Origin of the sequence: Mesorhizobium norvegicum (assembly GCF_004919685.1) — a bacterium.
Taxonomy (GTDB): Bacteria; Pseudomonadota; Alphaproteobacteria; order Rhizobiales; family Rhizobiaceae; genus Mesorhizobium; species Mesorhizobium norvegicum.
The window spans coordinates 1-19407 of the sequence record NZ_SMYZ01000056.1 but is presented as its reverse complement, the minus strand read 5'-3'; the positions used below and the strand labels follow the sequence as shown (position 1 = coordinate 19407).

Annotated in this window: 17 protein-coding genes; 9 read left to right on the top strand and 8 right to left on the bottom strand. The window is 64.0% G+C overall.

What is annotated here, in order from left to right; translation table 11 throughout:
- Positions 1–88 precede the first annotated feature (88 nt).
- Positions 89–1291 carry a pyridoxal phosphate-dependent aminotransferase gene (locus tag FCU66_RS23165; RefSeq protein ID WP_126070111.1) on the top strand — a complete coding sequence of 401 codons (1203 nt, stop codon included), beginning with the start codon at positions 89–91 and terminating at the stop codon, positions 1289–1291.
- A 61-nt stretch (positions 1292–1352) separates the two neighbouring features.
- Here FCU66_RS23165 and FCU66_RS23160 read toward each other — a convergent pair whose 3' ends face one another.
- Both FCU66_RS23160 and FCU66_RS23155 read right to left on the bottom strand, forming a co-directional pair.
- Complete coding sequence (locus FCU66_RS23160) at positions 1353–2870, bottom strand: MFS transporter (RefSeq protein WP_136622377.1); 1518 nt, start codon at positions 2868–2870, stop codon at positions 1353–1355.
- 185 nt (positions 2871–3055) lie between these two features.
- Positions 3056–3451 carry a (R)-mandelonitrile lyase gene (locus FCU66_RS23155; RefSeq protein WP_136622376.1) on the bottom strand — a complete coding sequence of 132 codons (396 nt, stop codon included), beginning with the start codon at positions 3449–3451 and terminating at the stop codon, positions 3056–3058.
- A 280-nt stretch (positions 3452–3731) separates the two neighbouring features.
- On the opposite strand from FCU66_RS23155, the gene FCU66_RS23150 reads away from it, so the two are divergent.
- The 3 genes from FCU66_RS23150 to FCU66_RS23140 all read left to right on the top strand — a co-directional run bounded on the left by FCU66_RS23150 (position 3732) and on the right by FCU66_RS23140 (position 8739).
- Positions 3732–5261, top strand: coding sequence for a putative bifunctional diguanylate cyclase/phosphodiesterase (locus FCU66_RS23150; RefSeq protein WP_136622375.1), 1530 nt, complete (start codon positions 3732–3734; stop codon positions 5259–5261).
- A gap of 198 nt (positions 5262–5459) precedes the next feature.
- Positions 5460–7511 (top strand): elongation factor G, encoded by a 2052-nt coding sequence (locus FCU66_RS23145; protein ID WP_136622374.1) that lies wholly within the window; start codon positions 5460–5462, stop codon positions 7509–7511.
- 730 nt (positions 7512–8241) lie between these two features.
- Positions 8242–8739 (top strand): methyltransferase family protein, encoded by a 498-nt coding sequence (locus FCU66_RS23140; RefSeq protein WP_136622373.1) that lies wholly within the window; start codon positions 8242–8244, stop codon positions 8737–8739.
- A gap of 169 nt (positions 8740–8908) precedes the next feature.
- Here the strand turns inward: FCU66_RS23140 and FCU66_RS23135 are convergent, their stop codons facing one another.
- Positions 8909–9805, bottom strand: coding sequence for a LysR family transcriptional regulator (locus FCU66_RS23135; protein ID WP_136622372.1), 897 nt, complete (start codon positions 9803–9805; stop codon positions 8909–8911).
- 80 nt (positions 9806–9885) lie between these two features.
- Positions 9886–10860: a thioredoxin-disulfide reductase gene (trxB, locus tag FCU66_RS23130; RefSeq protein ID WP_136622371.1), complete on the bottom strand. Its 975-nt coding sequence runs from the start codon at positions 10858–10860 to the stop codon at positions 9886–9888.
- Between the two features lie 251 nt (positions 10861–11111).
- Here trxB and FCU66_RS23125 point away from each other — a divergent pair, with 251 nt between their 5' ends.
- Positions 11112–11591: an Lrp/AsnC family transcriptional regulator gene (locus FCU66_RS23125; RefSeq protein ID WP_136622370.1), complete on the top strand. Its 480-nt coding sequence runs from the start codon at positions 11112–11114 to the stop codon at positions 11589–11591.
- A gap of 242 nt (positions 11592–11833) precedes the next feature.
- Positions 11834–12628, top strand: a complete 795-nt coding sequence (locus FCU66_RS23120; protein ID WP_136622369.1) for a glycosyltransferase family 2 protein — start codon at positions 11834–11836, stop codon at positions 12626–12628.
- 4 nt (positions 12629–12632) lie between these two features.
- Here the strand turns inward: FCU66_RS23120 and FCU66_RS23115 are convergent, their stop codons facing one another.
- The 4 genes from FCU66_RS23115 to FCU66_RS23100 all read right to left on the bottom strand — a co-directional run bounded on the left by FCU66_RS23115 (position 12633) and on the right by FCU66_RS23100 (position 16149).
- A complete protein-coding gene (locus FCU66_RS23115; protein ID WP_136622368.1) occupies positions 12633–13292 on the bottom strand; it encodes an HAD family hydrolase in 660 nt (219 codons plus the stop codon).
- Positions 13285–13857, bottom strand: a complete 573-nt coding sequence (locus FCU66_RS23110) for a D-sedoheptulose-7-phosphate isomerase (protein ID WP_136622367.1) — start codon at positions 13855–13857, stop codon at positions 13285–13287. The genes FCU66_RS23115 and FCU66_RS23110 overlap by 8 nt, the downstream gene beginning before the upstream one ends.
- A gap of 7 nt (positions 13858–13864) precedes the next feature.
- Positions 13865–15358 (bottom strand): D-glycero-beta-D-manno-heptose-7-phosphate kinase, encoded by a 1494-nt coding sequence (gene rfaE1 / locus FCU66_RS23105; RefSeq protein WP_136622366.1) that lies wholly within the window; start codon positions 15356–15358, stop codon positions 13865–13867.
- A 158-nt stretch (positions 15359–15516) separates the two neighbouring features.
- Positions 15517–16149, bottom strand: coding sequence for a LysE family translocator (locus tag FCU66_RS23100; RefSeq protein WP_136622365.1), 633 nt, complete (start codon positions 16147–16149; stop codon positions 15517–15519).
- 163 nt (positions 16150–16312) lie between these two features.
- Between FCU66_RS23100 and rfaD the strand changes: the two genes are divergently transcribed.
- From rfaD to waaC, 3 genes are read left to right on the top strand one after another with little or no spacing between them, the layout of a single operon-like run.
- A complete protein-coding gene (gene rfaD, locus FCU66_RS23095; protein ID WP_136622364.1) occupies positions 16313–17263 on the top strand; it encodes an ADP-glyceromanno-heptose 6-epimerase in 951 nt (316 codons plus the stop codon).
- A complete protein-coding gene (waaF, locus tag FCU66_RS23090; protein ID WP_136622363.1) occupies positions 17236–18243 on the top strand; it encodes a lipopolysaccharide heptosyltransferase II in 1008 nt (335 codons plus the stop codon). The genes rfaD and waaF overlap by 28 nt, the downstream gene beginning before the upstream one ends.
- A complete protein-coding gene (gene waaC / locus FCU66_RS23085) occupies positions 18240–19229 on the top strand; it encodes a lipopolysaccharide heptosyltransferase I (RefSeq protein ID WP_136622362.1) in 990 nt (329 codons plus the stop codon). The genes waaF and waaC overlap by 4 nt, the downstream gene beginning before the upstream one ends.
- The last annotated feature ends 178 nt before the right edge of the window (positions 19230–19407 follow it).

Sequence of the window (19407 nt, the reverse complement as noted above, 5' to 3'; positions counted from 1 at the left end):
CAATGCTTGCACTGCGCGAAATCATGCGACATGAGAAGCGCCGCGGCCGCTCCCGGCCCGCGCCGACCTAGTTTGGAGATATCTGGTCATGGCCTTTCTTGCCGACACTCTTTCCCGCGTGAAGCCTTCCGCCACCATCGCGGTGACGCAGAAAGCGCGCGAGCTGAAAAATGCCGGCCGTGACATTATCGGCCTCGGCGCCGGCGAACCGGATTTCGACACGCCCGACAACATCAAGAATGCGGCGATCGAGGCGATCCGCCGTGGCGAAACCAAGTATCCGCCGGTTTCGGGCATCGTGCCGCTGCGCGAGGCGATCGCGAAAAAGTTCAAGCGTGAGAACAATCTCGACTACAAGCCCGAGCAGACCATCGTCGGCACCGGCGGCAAGCAGATCCTCTTCAACGCCTTCATGGCGACCCTGAACCCCGGCGATGAGGTCGTCATCCCGCGCCCCTACTGGGTCAGCTATCCCGAGATGGTGGCGATCTGCGGCGGCACGTCGGTGTTTGCCGACACCTCGATCGACAACGGCTTCAAGCTGACCGCTTCTGTGCTGGAAAAGGCGATCACGCCGAAGACCAAATGGCTGCTGATGAACTCGCCGTCGAACCCGTCGGGCGCCGCCTACACCGAGGCCGAACTGCGCGCGCTCGCCGATGTGCTGTTGAAGCATCCGCATGTCTGGACGCTGACAGACGACATGTACGAGCACCTGACCTATGGCGATTTCGTCTTCAAGACCATAGCCGAGGTCGAGCCGAAGCTCTACGAGCGCACCCTGACCATGAACGGCGTGTCGAAAGCCTATGCCATGACCGGCTGGCGCATCGGCTATGCCGCCGGTCCGGTCCAGCTGATCAAGGCGATGGACATGATCCAGGGCCAGCAGACATCGGGCGCCTGCACCATCGCGCAATGGGCCTCCGTCGAGGCGCTGAACGGCCCGCAGGACTTCATCGCCAGGAACAAGGCGATCTTTCAAGGCAGGCGCGACCTCGTCGTGTCGATGCTCAACCAGGCGCGCGGCATCACCTGCCCGTCGCCGGAAGGCGCCTTCTATGTCTATCCCTCTTGCGCCCAGCTGATCGGCAAGAAGACCAAGGCCGGCAAGCTGATCGACACCGACGAAACCTTCTGCTCGGAACTGCTCGAGGCCGAAGGCGTCGCGGTGGTGTTCGGCTCGGCCTTCGGCCTTGGCCCCAACTTCCGCATCTCCTACGCCACCTCGGAGACGCTGCTGGAGGAAGCCTGCACGCGCATCCAGCGCTTTACGGCATCGCTGACCTGACCGGCGCACCATGAAGGCAAGAACCCGGCTTCACCGCCGGGTTTTTAATGGGCCGTCAGCCTCACGCCTCGTGCTTGGCCTCTTTGGCCGAGCGCGCCTCGGCCGGTGCCAGCACGGCGACCAGCAATGCGGCGGTGAGGAACGCGCCAATCGCCGCCGTCAGCATCGCGGCGTGGAAGCCGCCGGCATAGGCGACCGTGTACAGATCGTGCACTCCGCTTTCGCCCATCGCCGCGTCGGTTGCGAAATCATGCCGCGATATTGCGGCGCGGGCCACCGCCTCGGCGTTGGCGACACTGGCATCGCCGAGATATCCGGTCAAAAGGTTGGTCGCCCGCATGCTCATCAAGGCGCCGAGCAAGGCGATGCCGATGGCAAGGCCGCTCTGGCGGGTGGCGTTGATGACCGCCGACACCATGCCGGAGCGCTCGCGCGGCGCATAGGACATGGCGGCCGCGCTGCCGGTCGGGATCGCCAGCGCATTGCCGAGACCGCCAATGGCGAACAGAAGGCAGAGCACCGCATAGGGCGTCGAAGGTCCGGCCCAGCACATGCCGAGCATGGACAGGCCGATCGCAACATAGCCAATGGTCATCAGCGCGGAATGACCGTGGCGCGCGCTGAGCCTGCCGATCCATGGCGACACCACGATCTGGACAATGAAGGCCGGCGCCATGCGCAGGCCGGTCTGCGTCGGCGACCAGCCCTGCACCTGCTGCAGGAACATCGAAAAGAAGAAGACACTGGAATAGGAAGTGAAGCCGAGCGCGAACGAAGCGACATTGGCAACGGCAAAGCGAACGTCGCGAAACAGGCCAAGCGGCAGCATTGGCCGTGCCGTACGCGCCTCAAAGCCGAGGAAGGCCGCCAGGCCGACGACGCCGGCGATGAGCGCCATGATCGTCTTGGGTTCACCCCAGCCGGTCTCGCCGGCCGAGATCAGGCCGAAGGTCAGCGCGCCCAGCCACACGATGCTGAGCGCCAGGCCGACAAGGTCGAGATGGGCATGTTCGGGATGCGCCGTCTCGTTGATCGATGCTGCACCCAGCGCGATCGTGACCAGGCCGAGCGGCAGGTTGATCAGGAAGATGCTTTGCCAGCCGACCGTCTCGACCAGGATGCCGCCGAGGACGGGGCCAACGAGCAGCGAGATGGCGGCGAACGACGCCCAGCCGCCGATGACGCCGGCGCGCTCGCGTGGATCGGGAAAGGCCTGCGTCAGGATCGACAACGCGCCTGGAATGAGCAGCGAGCCGGCGATGCCTTGCACCACCCTGCCGGCCAGCAGCACCGCAAGGTTGGGCGCGATGGCGCAGATAAGCGAGCCGGCAACGAAGATGCCGACACCGGCCAGCCACGAGCGCTTGCGGCCGTAGCGGTCGCCGATCAGGCCCGACGACAGCATGAAGGCCGACAGGCACAGCGTGTAAGCGTCGACCACCCATTGCAGGCCGCCGAAATCGGTCTGCAGCGCCTGCTGGATGGTCGGCAGCGCGACATTGACGATGCTGACGTCGAGCAGAGCGACAAACGAACCGAGATAGACGGCGGCGACCAGGGGCAGACGGTGCTTTGACATGATATCCAGACCTGAGGCTTGCAGCCACCTACACCATTGACCGACGGTCAGCTCACGGGCGGCATGGCGCCGTCGATCACGCGATTGAGCGCGGCCTGCGCGATGGCACGGAACTCGCCGCGAGCCGCCCTCTTCTGAAGATGTTGCGGCTGGAATAGAAGCCCGACTTCTTACGGACTCAGCATTCAGCCGCCATATTGCGCCGACGTTACCGCTTCCAGCCAATCGGCATGGACGCCGTCGAGGGCTTCCTGCATGGCGATATGCGTCATCGCCGATTTCGGCGCCGCGCCATGCCAGTGCTTTTCGCCTGGCGCAAAGGAAATGACGTCTCCGGCCCTGATCTCCTGGACCGGTTCGCCCCATGTCTGGGCAAGTCCGGCGCCCTCGGTGACGTAGAGCGTCTGGCCAAGCGGATGGGTATGCCAGTGGGTGCGCGCGCCCGGCTCGAAGCTGACCAACGTGGCTCGCAACCGGGCAGGCGCCTCCTTCTCGATGATGGGCGTCTGCAGCACCCGGCCGGTGAAGTATTTTTCGGGCGCTATGATGGTCGGCACGCTGCCGCAGGCAATGATCTTCATGGTCGATGGTCCTTGATCTCTGACGGGCTGGCGGCAGAACACCGCCTGTCCTGGCATTGGCGCAAATGACATTGGCGCAAGCCGGCACCTTCCTCCGATATGCCGCGCCGTGCAACTGCGATCGGCCATCTCCCCACCTGCCGGCATCCGCGGCAGGCTTCTTAACCATGAACGTTCGATCCCCGGCACGGACGGCCAAATCGCCGGCCGGGCGTGGCCGCCTCAAGGGCTTTTTAACGCCTGCCCTCTAGCCCTTGCCGGCGGGTGCAGGGGTGATGAGATGAGCATACTGGCGACGATCAGGGACCACAGCGGCCGCATCTATCGCGGCATTCAATTGTTGCTTTTGATCAGCATCGGCGCCGCGGTGCTCGGCGCTTTCGACATCTCGCAAAACCTGCCTTCGGGCAGCTCCTTCACCGTCTCGATCCTGGCCACCGGCTTGGCCCTGCTGGCCCTGATGTACATGCGCAGCAGCATCGTGCACCGCTTGCGGTCGGCGGCCGCCGCCGAGGCGGAAAAACATCATTTCCTGACCAGGGACGCGATGACGGGGGCGATGACCCGCCGCTATTTCCTCGAAGCGCTGCACGACAGTCTCGGCAGCATGCGCGACCGGCGCGATGCGACCTTGCTGGTGATCGACGTCGATCACTTCAAGCAGCTCAACGACACGTTCGGGCATCAGTTCGGCGACCTCGCCTTGGCGTATCTCGTCAAGACTTCAGAGCGCATCTTTGCCGACGGCCTGGTCGGACGGCTCGGCGGCGACGAGTTCGGCATCATCATTCCGCACAGCGATCTCGCCGCCATCAACAAGAATGTCAGGCAATTGCTGGACACCATGCGGGCCGGCAAATCGCATGAGGGCAAGACGATCCCGCTCTCCATTTCCATCGGCGTGGCACTGGCGCCGACACATGCCTCCAACACGACGGAACTGATGCTGGTTGCCGACCTGGCGCTCTATGAAAGCAAGGCGGCGGGCCGTGGCCGCGTCACCGTATTCGACGAGGAGATGCTGTCCGACAAGCGCTACCGCCGCCTGATCGAACGGGAACTGCGTGCGGCGGTCTATCTCGGCGAACTCGAGTTGCACTACCAGCCGATCGTCAACCCGGACGGTTCCGCCTATGGCTTCGAAGGGCTGATCCGCTGGCGCCACCCGGTTCGTGGCCTGATCTCGCCGGCCGAATTCATTCCGATCGCCGAGCGTTCGACCCTGATCGACATGCTAGGCGAATGGGTGTTCAAGCGGGCTTGCGCCGACATCGGTCATTTCCCGGGACGGCGCATCTCGATCAACGTTTCAGGCGAACAGCTGAAGCGCGACGAGATCGTCACCATGTGCGATCGCGTGTTGAAGGAGACCGGACGTTCCGCCACGCAATTCGTCATCGAGATCACCGAGACGGTGGCAACCGCCGCGACGCCCGAGATCCTGCGGCGCCTTGAAGCGTTGCGCGGCCTCGGCTTCCACATCGCGCTCGACGATTTCGGCACCGGCCATTGCGGCTTCAACTATCTGAAGACCTTGCCCATCGACAGCATCAAGATCGACCGCTCCTACATCCGCAGCCTCGCCCATGACCAGGTGGCGCAGATCTTCGTTTCGGCGCTGGCGCAGATCGCGCGCATCCAGGACGTCACCATCGTCGCCGAGGGCGTCGAGACGCAAGAAGAGTTCGTCCTCGCCAAGGCCGCCGGCTGCAATCGGTTCCAAGGCTATTTCTTCGGCAGGCCGGCATCGCGCGACAAGGTTGCTTCCCTGCGCCCCGTCGATGCCGAGCCCTTGGCGCTGAGCGCCTGAGGCAGCGGCAGAGTGCCGGAATTCTATTTTTCTTGCCCTGCCGCCAAACAAGTGGGACGATGGCTTTGGGCAGGTGGCACTTGAAAAGAACCCCGCCCGCGACGGTCGAACAGGCCGGCCGCCGCTCAGGACCGATTGACCACGCCTGAACCATGTAGCCAGTCGGTCCTACGGGAAACGCCTGAGTGGAGGTCAGTCATGGGTACTCGCGCCGGAGGACGACGCACGGGACCGAAATGCATTGCCATAGTCGGTCCCTTCGCAAGCGGTAAGACGACACTTCTTGAAGCCATATTGGCCCGTACGGGCTCAATTCCCCGACAAAATCCCGTTTCATCAGGCAATACCGTTTCAGATCATTCGCCCGAGGCGCGCGCCCACGCCATGAGCGTCGAGGCGACAATCGCCACCACCGAATTCATGGGCGAGCAGATCACCTTCGTCGACTGTCCCGGCTCCATCGAATTCTCCTTCGAGGCCGAGCCGGTGCTGGCCGCCTGCGACCTCGCGGTGGTCGTCGCCGAGGCCGACGAAAAGAAGATCCCTGCCCTGCAGCTGATCATGCGCAAGCTCGACGATCTCGGCGTGCCGCGCATCCTGTTCCTCAACAAGGTCGACAAGGCAATCGCCGGTGTGCGCGACACGCTGAAGATGCTGCAGCCGGCCAGTGCCGTGCCGTTGCTGCTGCGCCAGATTCCGCTGCGCAAGGATGGCGTCGTCATCGGCTCGATCGATCTGGCGCTGGAGCGCGCCTACATCTATCGCGAATATGCCGAAAGCGAGGTCGCTCAGATACCGGGCGACGACAAGGCGCGCGAGCTGGAGGCGCGCTTCTCCATGCTGGAAACGCTGGCCGACCATGACGACCAGTTGATGGAACAGCTGCTCGAGGAGATCGAGCCACCCAAGGACGCGATCTTCGACGACCTCGCCGCCGATCTGCGCGATGGCGCGGTAACGCCGGTGCTGATCGGCACCGCCGAGAAAGGCAATGGCGTGCTGCGCCTGCTGAAGGCGATCCGCCACGACGCGCCCGACATCGAGGCGACCCGCAAGCGGCTCGGCGCACCCGACGGCGCGGCCACCGTGGTCCAGGTGATGAAGACCATCCACACGCCGCATGGCGGCAAGCTGTCGGTGTCGCGCGTCCTGTCCGGCCAGGTCGTCGACGGCTCCGAACTCTGGTTGCCCGGCGGCGACACGGCAAAGGTCTCCGGCATCTACCGAATGCTCGGCAAGGACCAGTCCAAGCTCACCATCGCCAAGGCCGGCGACACGGTGGCGCTGGGCAAGCTGGACGAGGTCAAGACCGGCCAGACGCTGAGTTCGGCCAAGGGCGGCGCCAAACAGCTGTTCCAGTTCGAGCCGCCGCAACCGGTCTTCGCCTTCGCGCTGCGGCCCAAGGAGCGCAAGGACGAAGTGAAGATGTCGGCCGCCATCCAGCGGTTGGCCGAGGAAGACCCCTCGCTCAGCCTGCGCCACAACCAGGACTCGGCCGAGACCGTGCTGTCGGGCCATGGCGAGATGCATCTGCGTGTCGTGCGCGAGCGGCTGGAAGGCAAGAACCAGATACCGGTCGAAGGCCATGCGCCGGCGGTGCCCTATCGCGAGACGATCCGCAAACCGGCGCAGCAGCGTGGCCGTCACAAGAAACAGTCCGGCGGCCATGGCCAGTTCGGCGACGTGGTGATCGAGATCAAGCCGCTGCCGCGCGGCTCCGGCTTCCAGTTCACCGACACCATAACCGGCGGCGTCGTGCCGAAGACCTATATCCAGTCGGTCGAAACCGGCGTGCGCGATTATCTGAAGTCCGGGCCGCTCGGCTTCCCCGTCGTCGATGTCGCCGTCAACCTGTCCGACGGCTCCTACCATGCGGTCGATTCCTCCGACATGGCCTTCCAGATGGCGGCCAGGCTGGCGATGAAGGAAGGCATGGCCGCCTGCTCGCCGGTGCTTCTGGAGCCGGTGATGAAGGTCGAGATCGTCACGCCGTCCGACGCCACCTCGAAGATCATCGCGCTCATCCCGCAGCGGCGTGGCCAGATCCTCGGCTACGACGCGCGGCCTGACTGGCCCGGATGGGATGTCGTCGAGGCAACCATGCCGCAAGCCGAGATCGGCGACCTGATCATCGAGTTGCGCTCGGCGACCGCGGGCGTCGCCAGCTACCGTGCCGTCTTCGACCACATGGCCGAACTCACTGGCCGTCTGGCTGACGAGGCGATGAACACCAACGGCAAGGCTGCCTGACCCGTAGCACATCACACGCCCCTCGAACCTCGGTTCGAGGGGCAAAAAGAAAACGACGCCCGGCGGGGACCGGACGTCGTTTTGTTCGCGGACCGTTTCCTTGGGAGGTAAAACGGCAGGTCCGCCGCATTTGGTGCCGCCGAACTTCGGCGGAAGAAACGGTTCGGACGCGGTAGCCGCCTGAGCCCGGGCCGTACGAGTGATGCCCCCATCTCCCGTCCGAACCACACCGCGTCCTATGGTCTACATAGCAGGTCGCGAGCGTCCGCGATATGTTACCAGAGGTTACATGTCACTGTTACGCGGCAATTGTGATGGATTTTTTGACCGCCCCAGCAGGGTACAGGCAACAAAAAAGCCGGATCAACGAAGATCCGGCTGAGTTTGATTGGAAGTGCCTGTTAAGGCTAACCTCCAGAGGGGAACACTCGAGGGCGCTAATGGGAGGAGAACGCGCCCTGGAGATGATCTATATATGTGCTCATCATGCCCAAGAAACAAGCATCTATTTTGCAACACACGCATGCAAAAAGACGCAGGCTGTGGTCTAACCCATTCCAAGAGCCAATAGGACCAGCAGAATCGTCAAAATGGAGCGCCGAACCGGGCGATTGTCACTAGAGAATCGCGAATCCCCGCCGGTTTTTGCCCCAAATTGCCAAAACTGCGTCATGACGTAGAAGCGGGCAGCAGGCGTTCATTTCTGAGGCAATCAGGGAGGAAGCAACCAATGCGGGCGTTTTCGGCGATCGCCGGCAGTGCGGCCTTCTTCATTGCAGCACCTTGCGTGGTTGCCGGGCTGGTGCCCTGGCTGTTGACCGACCGATGGAGCTTGCCGTGGTCAAGCCTGCCGGGCTTTGTCCCTGTTGGCGGGCTCCTGATCGTCGCCGCGATCGCAGCACTCCTGCATGCCTTCGGCCGCTTTGCGCTTGAGGGCCTCGGCACGCCCGCTCCGGTCGCCCCGACCGAGAGGCTGGTGATCGGCGGCATCTACCGCCATGTCCGCAACCCGATGTATGTCGCCGTGCTGTCGATCATCCTCGGCCAGGCGTTGCTGTTCTCGAGCTGGACGCTGGTCGCCTATGCCGTCATCGGCGCGATTGCCATGGGCTCCTTCGTGCGGTTCTACGAGGAGCCGACATTGGCCCACCGCTACGGCGCCGAATACGACACCTACCGTCGCAACGTCCCGGGCTGGCTGCCTCGCCTGACGCCCTGGCGGGGCTGAGCCGAAGTCGAAAAGCAGCGCCGCCGCAGGGCATGTTGAGATTCAGGTCAGGCCGAGCCGAGAATGGTGGCTGCCGAGAACCGGCGCGGAGCGTACTCAAGTACGTGAGCACCGGAAGCGCAGGAAGCCGCCATTCGCAGGCCGGCATCACCTGAATATCGACATGCCCTCAGAAGGACCAGCTTCGGGCCTTGGCAATGATGAAATCGCGAAAGACGTGCAGCTTGGCCTGGTTCTTCATCGCGTCGGGATAGGCGAAATAGGTGTCGAAGGACGGCACTTCGGTCTCCGGCAGCAATTGCACCAGGTCGGAGTCCTTGCTGATCACATAGTCGGGCAGCATGGCGATGCCGGCACCGCCCTGCACCGCCCGCTTGATCGACAAGATGTCGTTGATCTGCAGCGTCGGCACCCTTTGTCCGCCTTCGAAATCGCCGACCGTTTCCAGCCAGTTCAGCTCCGACAGATGCGAGGGCACCGGCACGCCGAAGGTGACGATGCGATGGGCCTTCAGCTCGGCGACCGAAGCCGGCTTGCCGTGCTTGGCGACATAGGATGGGGCCGCGTAGAGGTGGAAATGCACAGTGAACAGGCGGCGCTGGATCAGGTCCGGTTGCTGCGGCTGGCGCAGCCGGATGGCGCAATCGGCCTGGCGCATGGTGAGGTCGAGTTCCTCGTTGGCAAGGATCAGCTGCAGGCTGATTTCGGGATAGAGCTCGATGAACTCCTGCACCCGCTCGGTCAGCCAGCCGGCGCCCAGCCCCACCGTCGTCGTCACCCGGAGCACGCCGGAGGGGCGGTCCTTGGTCTCGGTCAGTCGTGACTTGATGGTCTCGAGCTTCATCAGCACGTCATGCGCCGTGCGGAACAGCATTTCGCCTTGCTCGGTCAGCACCAACCCGCGGGCGTGGCGGTTGAACAGCGGCACGCCGACATCATGCTCGAGCGCGCTGACCTGCCGCGAGATCGCCGATTGCGACAGATGCAATGTCTCGGCCGCATGGGTAAACGACCCCGCCTCCGCCGCAGCGTGAAACACGCGTAGCTTGTCCCAGTCCAACGCCATGATTCCCCCTCGTTCTGTTTTGGCGTCTGAATGAAAAATCAGGCTTTTACACGGCGTTTCTAAGCCGCTCTCTGAACTCTCTACTCGGCCGCTTCGCGGTGCACTTCGATGCCGGCCAGATATTTCTCCGCCTCGAGTGCGGCCATGCAGCCGAGGCCCGCCGCGGTCACCGCCTGGCGGTAGATGTCGTCGGTCACATCGCCGGCCGCGAACACGCCGGGCACGTCGGTGCGGGTCGAATTCGGCGCCGTCCACAGATAGCCATTCGGCTTCTGCTTCAGCTTGCCGGCAAACAGTTCGACCGCCGGTGCGTGACCGATGGCCACGAACACGCCGTCGACCTTGAGGTGCGACACCTCGCCGGTCACCGCATCGCGCAACTTCAGGCCTTCGACCGAGGGCGGCAGCGGCGTCTTGCCGGGACGGCCGGTGATCTCGTCGACGATCGTGTCCCAGATGACGCGGACATTGTCCTTCTTCAGCAGCCGCTCGCGCAGGATGCGTTCAGCGCGGAAATCGTTGCGCCTGTGAATCACGGTAACGCTCTTGGCGAGGTTCGACAGATAGAGCGCCTCTTCCACCGCCGAATTGCCGCCGCCGATCACCGCAACATCCTTGCCGCGATAGAAGAAACCGTCGCAGGTGGCGCAGGCCGAGACGCCGAAGCCCATGAAGGTCTGTTCGGTCGGAATGCCCAGCCATTTCGCTTGCGCGCCGGTGGCGATGATCAGTGCGTCGGCGGTGTAGGTGGTGCCGGAATCGCCCTTGGCACGGAACGGCCGCACATTGAGGTCGACCTCGGTGATGATGTCGTTGATGATGTCGGTGCCGACATGCTCGGCCTGCTTGAGCATCTGCTCCATCAGCCACGGACCCTGGATGGGGTCGGCGAAGCCGGGATAATTCTCGACATCGGTGGTGATCATCAGCTGGCCGCCCTGCTGCAGGCCGGCGACCAGCATCGGCTTCAGCATGGCGCGGGCGGCGTAGACCGCCGCCGTATAGCCGGCCGGGCCGGAACCGATGATGAGAACGGGCGCGTGCTTGGTGGTCATCTAAAGCCTCTGTGGAGGGCTGCCGGCAATTGCGGCATGGAAAACTCGGTCATTGTCGCGCGTAATGTAAGTGTTGCCCACGACGCCAGCAAGGCAAGTTGGCGTTCGTCCCCGGAAAGCTTTGTCGCACCCTGTTGCCCACTTGATCCTGCGAAATATTCCGGGCGAGGGATGGAATGGACAGCGAAGTCGTTTAATTACAAAATCACGCAAGATTCTTGCGTGTTGCCCCTGACTTCTCGAGAGCCCTCATGCCGCTCAAGGCCGACCTCGACGCCATCGACTGGAAGATCCTGCGCGAATTGCAGGGCGACGGCCGCATGACCAATGTCGAACTGTCGACCCGCGTCGGCATTTCGGCGCCGCCATGCCTGCGCCGCGTCAAGCGGCTGGAGGAAGCCGGCATCATCCGCGGCTACCGCGCTTTGCTCAATGCGCCGGCGCTCGGCCTCGATGTCGTCGCCTTCTGCCTGATCGGCCTGCATCACCAGGCCGACGCCGAGCTGCGCACCTTTGCCGAACGCACCCGCGGCTGGCCGATCGTGCGCGACGCCTGGATGGTGTCGGGCGAATCCGATTTCCTGCTGCATTGCGTGGCGAGCGACCTCGGCGCCTTCCAGAGCTTCGTCATCGAGGAGCTGACCTCGACCCCGAATGTCGACACGGTGCGCACCGCGCTCACCATCCGCCGGGTCAAGGACGAAGGGCTGGTCTCGTTTGCACAGCCTTGAGCCGGTTGAACGGCAGCGCCACATCGGGTCTGGCGGATGCGGGTTGCGGGCTTCGCCATATCAGGGCAGCTTTGGCATTCGATAGGCTGTCGTGTGGAAGCCGGACGTTCTGCCTTGGCCGCTTGTTGGTTTCCTAGAGCAATTCCAGAAAAAGTGTGTAACGGTTTTCCCTCCGGGATTGCGTACAAACAGATGCAGCAAGCAGCGCAAATCCCGAGAACAGTGTGCCGTAGGGTGGGACCATGACTCGATTTGCTAGCCCGGTTTCGGCGCTGGTCATCTGCATGAATGAAGCCGACATGATCGGCCAGTGCCTGGAAAGCGTCGACTTCTGCGCCGAGATCATCGTCGTCGATTCAGGCTCGACGGACAGCACCCTGGATGTCGTCCAGGAATTCATCGCCAAGGGCTACCCGATAAGGCTGTTTCACAACGACTGGCCGGGTTTTCCCCGGCAACGGCAATTCGCCCTCGATCAGGCCACGCAGCCATGGTGCCTTTCGATTGAAGCCGATGAGGCCATCGACGACCTGCTCAGGCAGTCGATCGTGGACGTGACGCAGCCTCGCAATGTCGGCTTCGACGGATGGTACATAAGGCGCCGCGACAAGCTGAAAGGCTATGGCTATGCGCACCGCTGGGTGCTGCACAACAGGCTGCTGCGTCTTTTTCGCCGGGACAAGGCCACCATGGACCTCAACTTGCGGGTCCATGAATCGTTCGAGGTGCCGGGCGAAACCGGCACGATTGAAAATGGCGTGCTGCTGCACCGCCGCGAAATGAGCATCGCGGAGGACCTGGCCAGGGCCAACACCTACTCCAGCCTCAAGGTTGCCACGCTGGTCGAGCGGGGCAAGAAACCTGGCCTGGTAAAACTGGTGCTGTCGCCGCTCGGCAATTTCCTGAAATTCTACCTGGCCAAGCGCTACTTCCTGTGTGGCCGGCACGGCTTCGTCTATTCGATGATGGTGATGGTGTATTCGTTCGCCACCGAGGCCAAGCTTTATGAAGCCTGGCGAGACAACGATCCGGTGTGAGCCATCACGATTTGCCTGACACAGCGCCAAGTGCCGCTATTGCGGCGAGCAGGCCGTCGAAATCCTCGCGGTCGCGCCAGGGCCTGACCGTGAAGCCCGATTGAACAGCCGCTTGCCCGTCGACCAGCCAGCCCTGCGAGAGGCCGGCGCGCTGTCCCGCCTCCATGTCCGCCTGCTTGTCGCCAACGATCAGCGAACGCTGCAGATCGAGCCCAACGCGTTTGGCCGCCTCCAGCAGCATGCCCGGGTTGGGCTTGCGCATCGGATGATCTGCGACCGCAAGCGAGCCGGAGCCCGCTTCGTGATAGGCGCAGGCCAGCACCATGTCGACGAATGCGCCCTCGCCGCCTAGCAATTCCAGCACGCGACCGTTGACGGCGACGAAATCGCCCCAGCCGTAATAGCCGCGCGCGATGCCCGACTGGTTGGTGACGATGATGACGGGAATGCCGGCGCGGTTGGCGGCAGCGATCGCTGCGGCGATATCCGCGCGCAGCACCATTTCGGCCGGGTCGTCGGGATAACCGGTGTCGACGTTGATGGTGCCGTCGCGGTCGAGGAACAGCGCAGGCGTGCCGGCAGGAAACACCGTCGAGCCTATCCGCTCGACCCATAGGCCGGGCTCCGCCAGCGGATAGGGGCCGGACGTCGTGGCGTCAGCCATTGCTGAGACGCGCTTCGACCACCTCGCACAGATAATGATAGAGACACAGATGCCCCTGCTGGATGATCGGCGTCGAGGTCGACGGCACGTTGAGCAGGATGTCGGACAGTGGCTTGAGCTTGCCGCCGGTGTCGCCGGTCAGGCCGATCACCGTCATTTCCATCATCCGCGCCTGTTCGGCGGCGGCGAGGATGCTCGGCGAATTGCCGCTGGTCGAGATCGCCAAGAGCACACCGCCGGCCGCGCCATGCGCCTCGACCTGGCGCGAAAACACCGTATCGAAGCCATAGTCGTTGCCCCAGGCGGTCAGCACGGCAGCGTTGGCCGGCAGCGCGATGACATTGTAGGCCTTGCGCTCCTTGAGGAAGCGGCCGACCAGTTCGCCCGCAATGTGGATGGCGTCGCTGGCCGAGCCGCCATTGCCGCAGATCAGCAAGGCTTTCCCGGACGAAAGCGCCGTCACGACAGCGCTCGCCGCCCGCTCCATCTCGCTGGTGAGGTCGCGCTCGACCATGGCTGATATGGCAGCCGCCGAGCGGACCAGGTAATCGTTCAAGTCGGACATGAAACCCTCAGTTTGTGGTGCCGCCGGCGCGCAATTTGCCAATGGTGTTGGTGGTGCTCTTGCCGGCGACGAGATCGACCAGCACGACGCGTCCGCCGGCCTTCTGCACCACATCGGCGCCGACCACGGTGTCGACCGTGTAATCGGCACCCTTGACCAGTATGTCGGGCAGCAGCGCTTCGATCAGCGCCAGCGGCGTATCTTCCTCGAACACCACGACCGCATCGACCGAGGCAAGTGCTGCCAGCACGCAGGCGCGATCGTGCTGGTCGTTGACCGGACGCCCGGCGCCCTTCAGGCGCCGCACCGAGGCATCGCTGTTGAGGCCGAGCACCAGCCGGTCGCACTGGCTGCGCGCCGCGTGCAACAGGCTGACATGGCCGGCATGCAGGATGTCGAAGCAGCCATTGGTGAAGCCGACGCTCAAGCCTTCTTCCTTCCAGGCCGCCACCATGCGCGCGGCTGATGTGGCATCGAGGATGGCGTCCTTGTGGGCGGTCGGTCCGTGTGAGCGGAACAGCGCGCCGGTGAGTTCCTCGACCGTCAGCCGCGCGGTGCCGCGCTTGCCCACCACGACGCCGCCGGCGGCATTGGCGATCGAAGCGGCCATGACGGTATCGGCGCCTACGGCCAACGCCAGCGCAAAGCTCGCGATCACCGTGTCGCCGGCGCCCGAAACGTCGAACACTTCCCGCGCCTGGGTCGCGATGTGGCGCGCCTCGGTCGGGCCGACCACGCTCATGCCCTTTTCGCTGCGCGTCGCGACTACGAAGTCGAAACCGTGCGCCGAAATCAACTGGCGTGCCGCGCCGACGATCTCGTCATCGGCGAACACCGCATGGCCGACGGCCTCGCCAAGTTCCTTGCGGTTGGGGGTGATGGCGGTCGCCCTGGCATAGCGCGCATAGTCGCGGCCCTTCGGGTCGACCAGAACCGGCTTTCCCGCCTCGCGGCAGATGGCGATCAGATCGGCGGCGACGCCGTCGAGCAGGATGCCCTTGCCGTAATCGGACAAGACGACGATGTCGGCGCGCGGCAGTGCATCGTGGAAATGCCGGATCAGGCCGGCGCGCTCCGCAGCACCCAGCGGCTTGATTTCCTCCTCGTCGAAGCGCAGCACCTGCTGGTTGAGCGCGCTGAAGCGGCTCTTCGACGAGGTCATGCGGCCGCGATCCTGCGCCAGGCCAGCCGTGTCGACGCCAAGCTCGCCGAGCATCCGCACCAGGCTGTCGCCTGCCACATCGGTGCCGATCACCGAGACGGGAACAGCGGCAGCACCGAGCGAAACGATGTTGGCGACGACATTGCCGGCGCCGCCTATCGTCGAGGTCTCGCCGCGCCCGTGCAGCACCGGGATCGGCGCTTCCGGCGAGATCCGCTCGATGACGCCGTTGACGAAACGGTCGAGGATGAAGTCGCCGACCACCAGCACGGTGGCCTGGCCGAACCGCGCAATGGCGCGGTGCAGGGGTTCGGGGGAAGGCGGATTGTGCTTGATCATGTCACTGGCAACGCATGGAAAGGGCCGATTTCAATCTTGCTGGTCATCATCATCAGACAGGCCGGATCGTTCATGGCCCAGATCGTTCATGGCGAAAGCCGATATACCGCAAATCCATGCAGTGCAACGGCAGGGTATGACCGCAAAGGCCCGGGCAGTCAGCTCTTCTGCAAGGCGACATGGACACCGAGCCCAACCAGCACCGCGCCGCCGGCCCGCTGCATCAGCCGCTGTGCGCGGCTCGAACGCCGCAAACGGCCGATCACGGCGCCCGCCAGGAACACGCAGACGACATCGGCCGAGGAGAACATCAGATTGACTGTTGTGCCCAGCACGACGAATTGCAGCCAGACCGGAAACGCCGCCGAGGCATCGATGAACTGCGGCAGGAACGCCATGAAGAAGATCGCCGTCTTCGGGTTGAGCACCTCGACGGTGATGCTCTCGAAAAAAGCACGTCGTGCCGATTTGCGCTCGATGGCGGGCAGCGCGGCATCGCCCTCCACGCGCTTGCGGAACAGGGAGACGCCGAGCCAGATCAGATAGAGCGCCCCGACCAGCTTGACCGCCATGTAGAGCGTCGGCACGGCGTGAAACAGCACCGACAGGCCGGCGGCGGCGGCGAAAACATGCACATAGCCGCCCAGATGAATGCCAAGTGCTGCGGTCAGGCCGGACCAGCGGCCGCGCGCCATCGTCTGCGCGGCTGCGTAGAGCATGGCCGGGCCGGGAATGTAGGCGAAGATCGCCGTGGTGGCGAAAAACGCGATGAGCAGTTCGGTCGACGGCATTATTGGTCCCTCACGATCATGCCGGGCGGCACGAACCGACAGAAGCGGAAGCTTTGCGGCGCCACTGTGACAACCGCTCCGCTGCCTGCTTTGTCGACAGCCCACCCTGCCTCCCTTATAAGGGCCGGAATCGGCAAGTGAAACGCGTATCAGGGCCAACAACATGATCATCGTCACGGGCGGCGCCGGCATGATCGGCTCCAACATTGTCGCCGCGCTGAATGCCGAAGGGCATGACGACATCCTCGTCGTCGACGACCTCACCGACGGCCACAAGATCGCCAATCTCGCCGACTTGCAGATCGCCGACTATCTCGACAAGGATGATTTCCTGCCCCGCATGGAGGCAGGCTCGCTCGGCCGCATCGAAGCCGTCTTCCACCAGGGTGCCTGCTCGACCACCACCGAGTGGAACGGCAAATTCATGATGGAGGTGAATTACGCCTTCTCGAAGCGGCTGCTGCACGCAAGCCAGGCGCTGCGCGTGCCCTTCCTCTACGCTTCTTCGGCCTCCGTCTATGGCGGCGGCGCCGAGTTTCGCGAGGATCCGGCGCTCGAGCGGCCGCTCAATGTCTACGCCTATTCCAAGAAGCTTTTCGACGACCATATCAGGCGCACCGTCTTCGACACCGATCATTCGCAGGTCGCGGGCCTGCGCTACTTCAACGTCTATGGCCCGCGCGAAGCACACAAGGGCGCCATGGCCTCGGTCGCCTTCCATCTGTTCAACCAGGTCGAACGCGGCGAGAACCCGAAACTGTTCGGTGCCTATGACGGCTTCGGGCCCGGCGAACAAAGCCGCGACTTCATCCATGTCGGCGATGTCGCCGACGTCAATCTGTGGCTGTGGAAGCGGGGCGAAAGCGGCATTTTCAATTGCGGCACGGGGCGCGCCCAGCCCTTCCGCGCCATTGCCGAAACGGTGATCGACACGCTGGGCAAGGGTGAGATCGAGTTCATCACCTTCCCCGACCATCTCAAGGGCAGCTACCAGAGCTTTACGCAAGCTGATATGTCCCGTTTGCGCGCGGCCGGTTATAATGGCCAATTCCGGACAGTGGAAACCGGTGTCAGAGACTATGTCGAATGGCTGAAAGCCCAACGATCCTCGTGATCGGCCCACGCTGGGTGGGCGACATGGTGATGGCGCAGTGCCTGTTCTCGGCGCTGAAGGAGCTGCATCCAAACGCCGCCATCGATGTGCTGGCGCCGGCCTGGGCCGCGCCGCTGGTCAAGCGCATGCCCGAAATCCGCCAGCAGATAGATTTTCCGCTCAAACCCGGCGCGCTCGAATTCACCCATCGCCGCCGCTTTGGCCGCCTGCTGCGCGGCCGCTACGACATGGCCTATATCCTGCCGGGAAGCTGGAAATCGGCGCTGATCCCGTTCTTTGCCCGCATTCCGCGCCGTGTCGGCAATCTGCGCGAGATGCGCTATGGCTTGTTGACCGACATCGTGCCGCTGCCCGACAGCGTCAAACGGCGCACCGCGCAGGCCTATTTCGGCCTCGCCCAGGGCGGCAGCTTCCGGGCGCCCCGGCTGAGCGTGGACACGAAAAACCAGGTCGCCCTGCTCGACCGGTTCGGGCTGGCGCCGCAGAAATTCGTGGCACTGATGCCTGGTGCCGAATTCGGCCCGGCCAAGCGCTGGCCGAGTGAAAGCTATGCCGGTCTTGCCCGCGATTTCATGGGCAAAGGCTTGAAGGTCGCTCTGTTAGGCTCGAAGAACGACCGCGACGTGACGGCGGAGATCGCCGCACTTGCCCCCGGCGCCGTCGACCTCGCCGGACAGACGCGGCTGGAGGACGCCATCGACCTGATAGCAGCCGCAAGGCTGGCGGTGTCCAACGACAGCGGGCTGATGCATGTCGCCGCTGCCGTCGGCACGCCGATCGTTGCCGTCTATGGCTCGACCTCGCCCGAAAATACGCCGCCGCTGGCCGAGCAGCGCGAGCTGGTCTGGCTCGGCCTGTCGTGCTCGCCCTGCCACCAGAAGGTCTGCCCGCTCGGCCACCTCAACTGCCTGAAGACGCTTGAAGTCGGCCAGGTCGCGGCGGCGGCGGACCGCCTGCTGGAAATCCCGGCCGCGGCATGAAGGTGCTGATCGTCAAGACATCCTCGATGGGCGATGTCATCCACACCTTTCCCGCCGTCGAGGACGCCTGCCGCCAGCGGCCGGACGTGACCTTCGACTGGTGCGTGGAAGAGGCATTCGCCGGGATCGTCGCGCTTCACCCGGCGATCGACAGGATCCACACGGTGGCGATCAGGCGCTGGCGCAAGGCGCTGTTCGACGGCGGCACATGGCGCGAGGCGGCAACCTTGCGCCGCACCTTGCGCGATTGCCGCTACGACCTGGTCATCGACGCACAAGGCCTGCTGAAATCGGCCCTGGTGGCAAGACAGGCAGGCGCACCCATTGCCGGCTTCGACCGCTCCAGTGCGCGCGAACCCTCAGCGACGCTGTTCTGCGACGTCACCTATGCCGTGCCGCGCAACCTGCACGCCATCGAACGGACGCGGCGGCTGTTCGGCCTGGCGCTCGGCTATCAGCCTGATCTTTCGACGCTGGACTCCGGCATCGTGCCGCCCGCCGGCACTCTGGCCGGCATCGCTGGAAAAACCGCCTTCCTGCTGCACGGCACCAGCCGCGAAGACAAGAAATGGCCCGTCCAGGACTGGATCGAAACCGCCCGCCTGCTGGTTGAGCGGGGAATGACGCCGGTCACCACATGGTCGAACGAGCGTGAGAAGACCGTGGCCGAAGCGATTGCGGGGGCCGTCCGGTCAACGGTCGTGGTGCCCAAATCGCCGCTGGCCGAGATCGCCGCATTCATCGGCCGCTCGACGCTGGTCATCGGCGCCGACACCGGGCTGACCCACCTCGCCAGCGCCTTCGGCCTGCCGACGGTTGCGGTGTTCCTGGCAACCGAGCCGGGTTTGACCGGCCCGCGCGGGCCCTATGCATCGACGCTTTTGGCCGCGCCTGGGGGGCGTGTGATGCCGGCGGGGGTCGTGGCGGAAGCAGAGAGGCTGCTAGGACTTCAGCTCGTTGCCAAGGCCCACGCTGGTAAGAATTGAACTCTATCGGAAAGGCCAGCGCTGCCCCTCATCCGCCTGCCGGCACCTTCTCCCCGTATAGTGACGGGGAGAAGAGGGCTGAACGCAAGGCCGGCGTCTATTCTGTTAACGTTGAAAATTGGCGAAATCACCGATGACTGCGTTCTTTCTCCCCGTCCCTATACGGGGAGAAATGCCC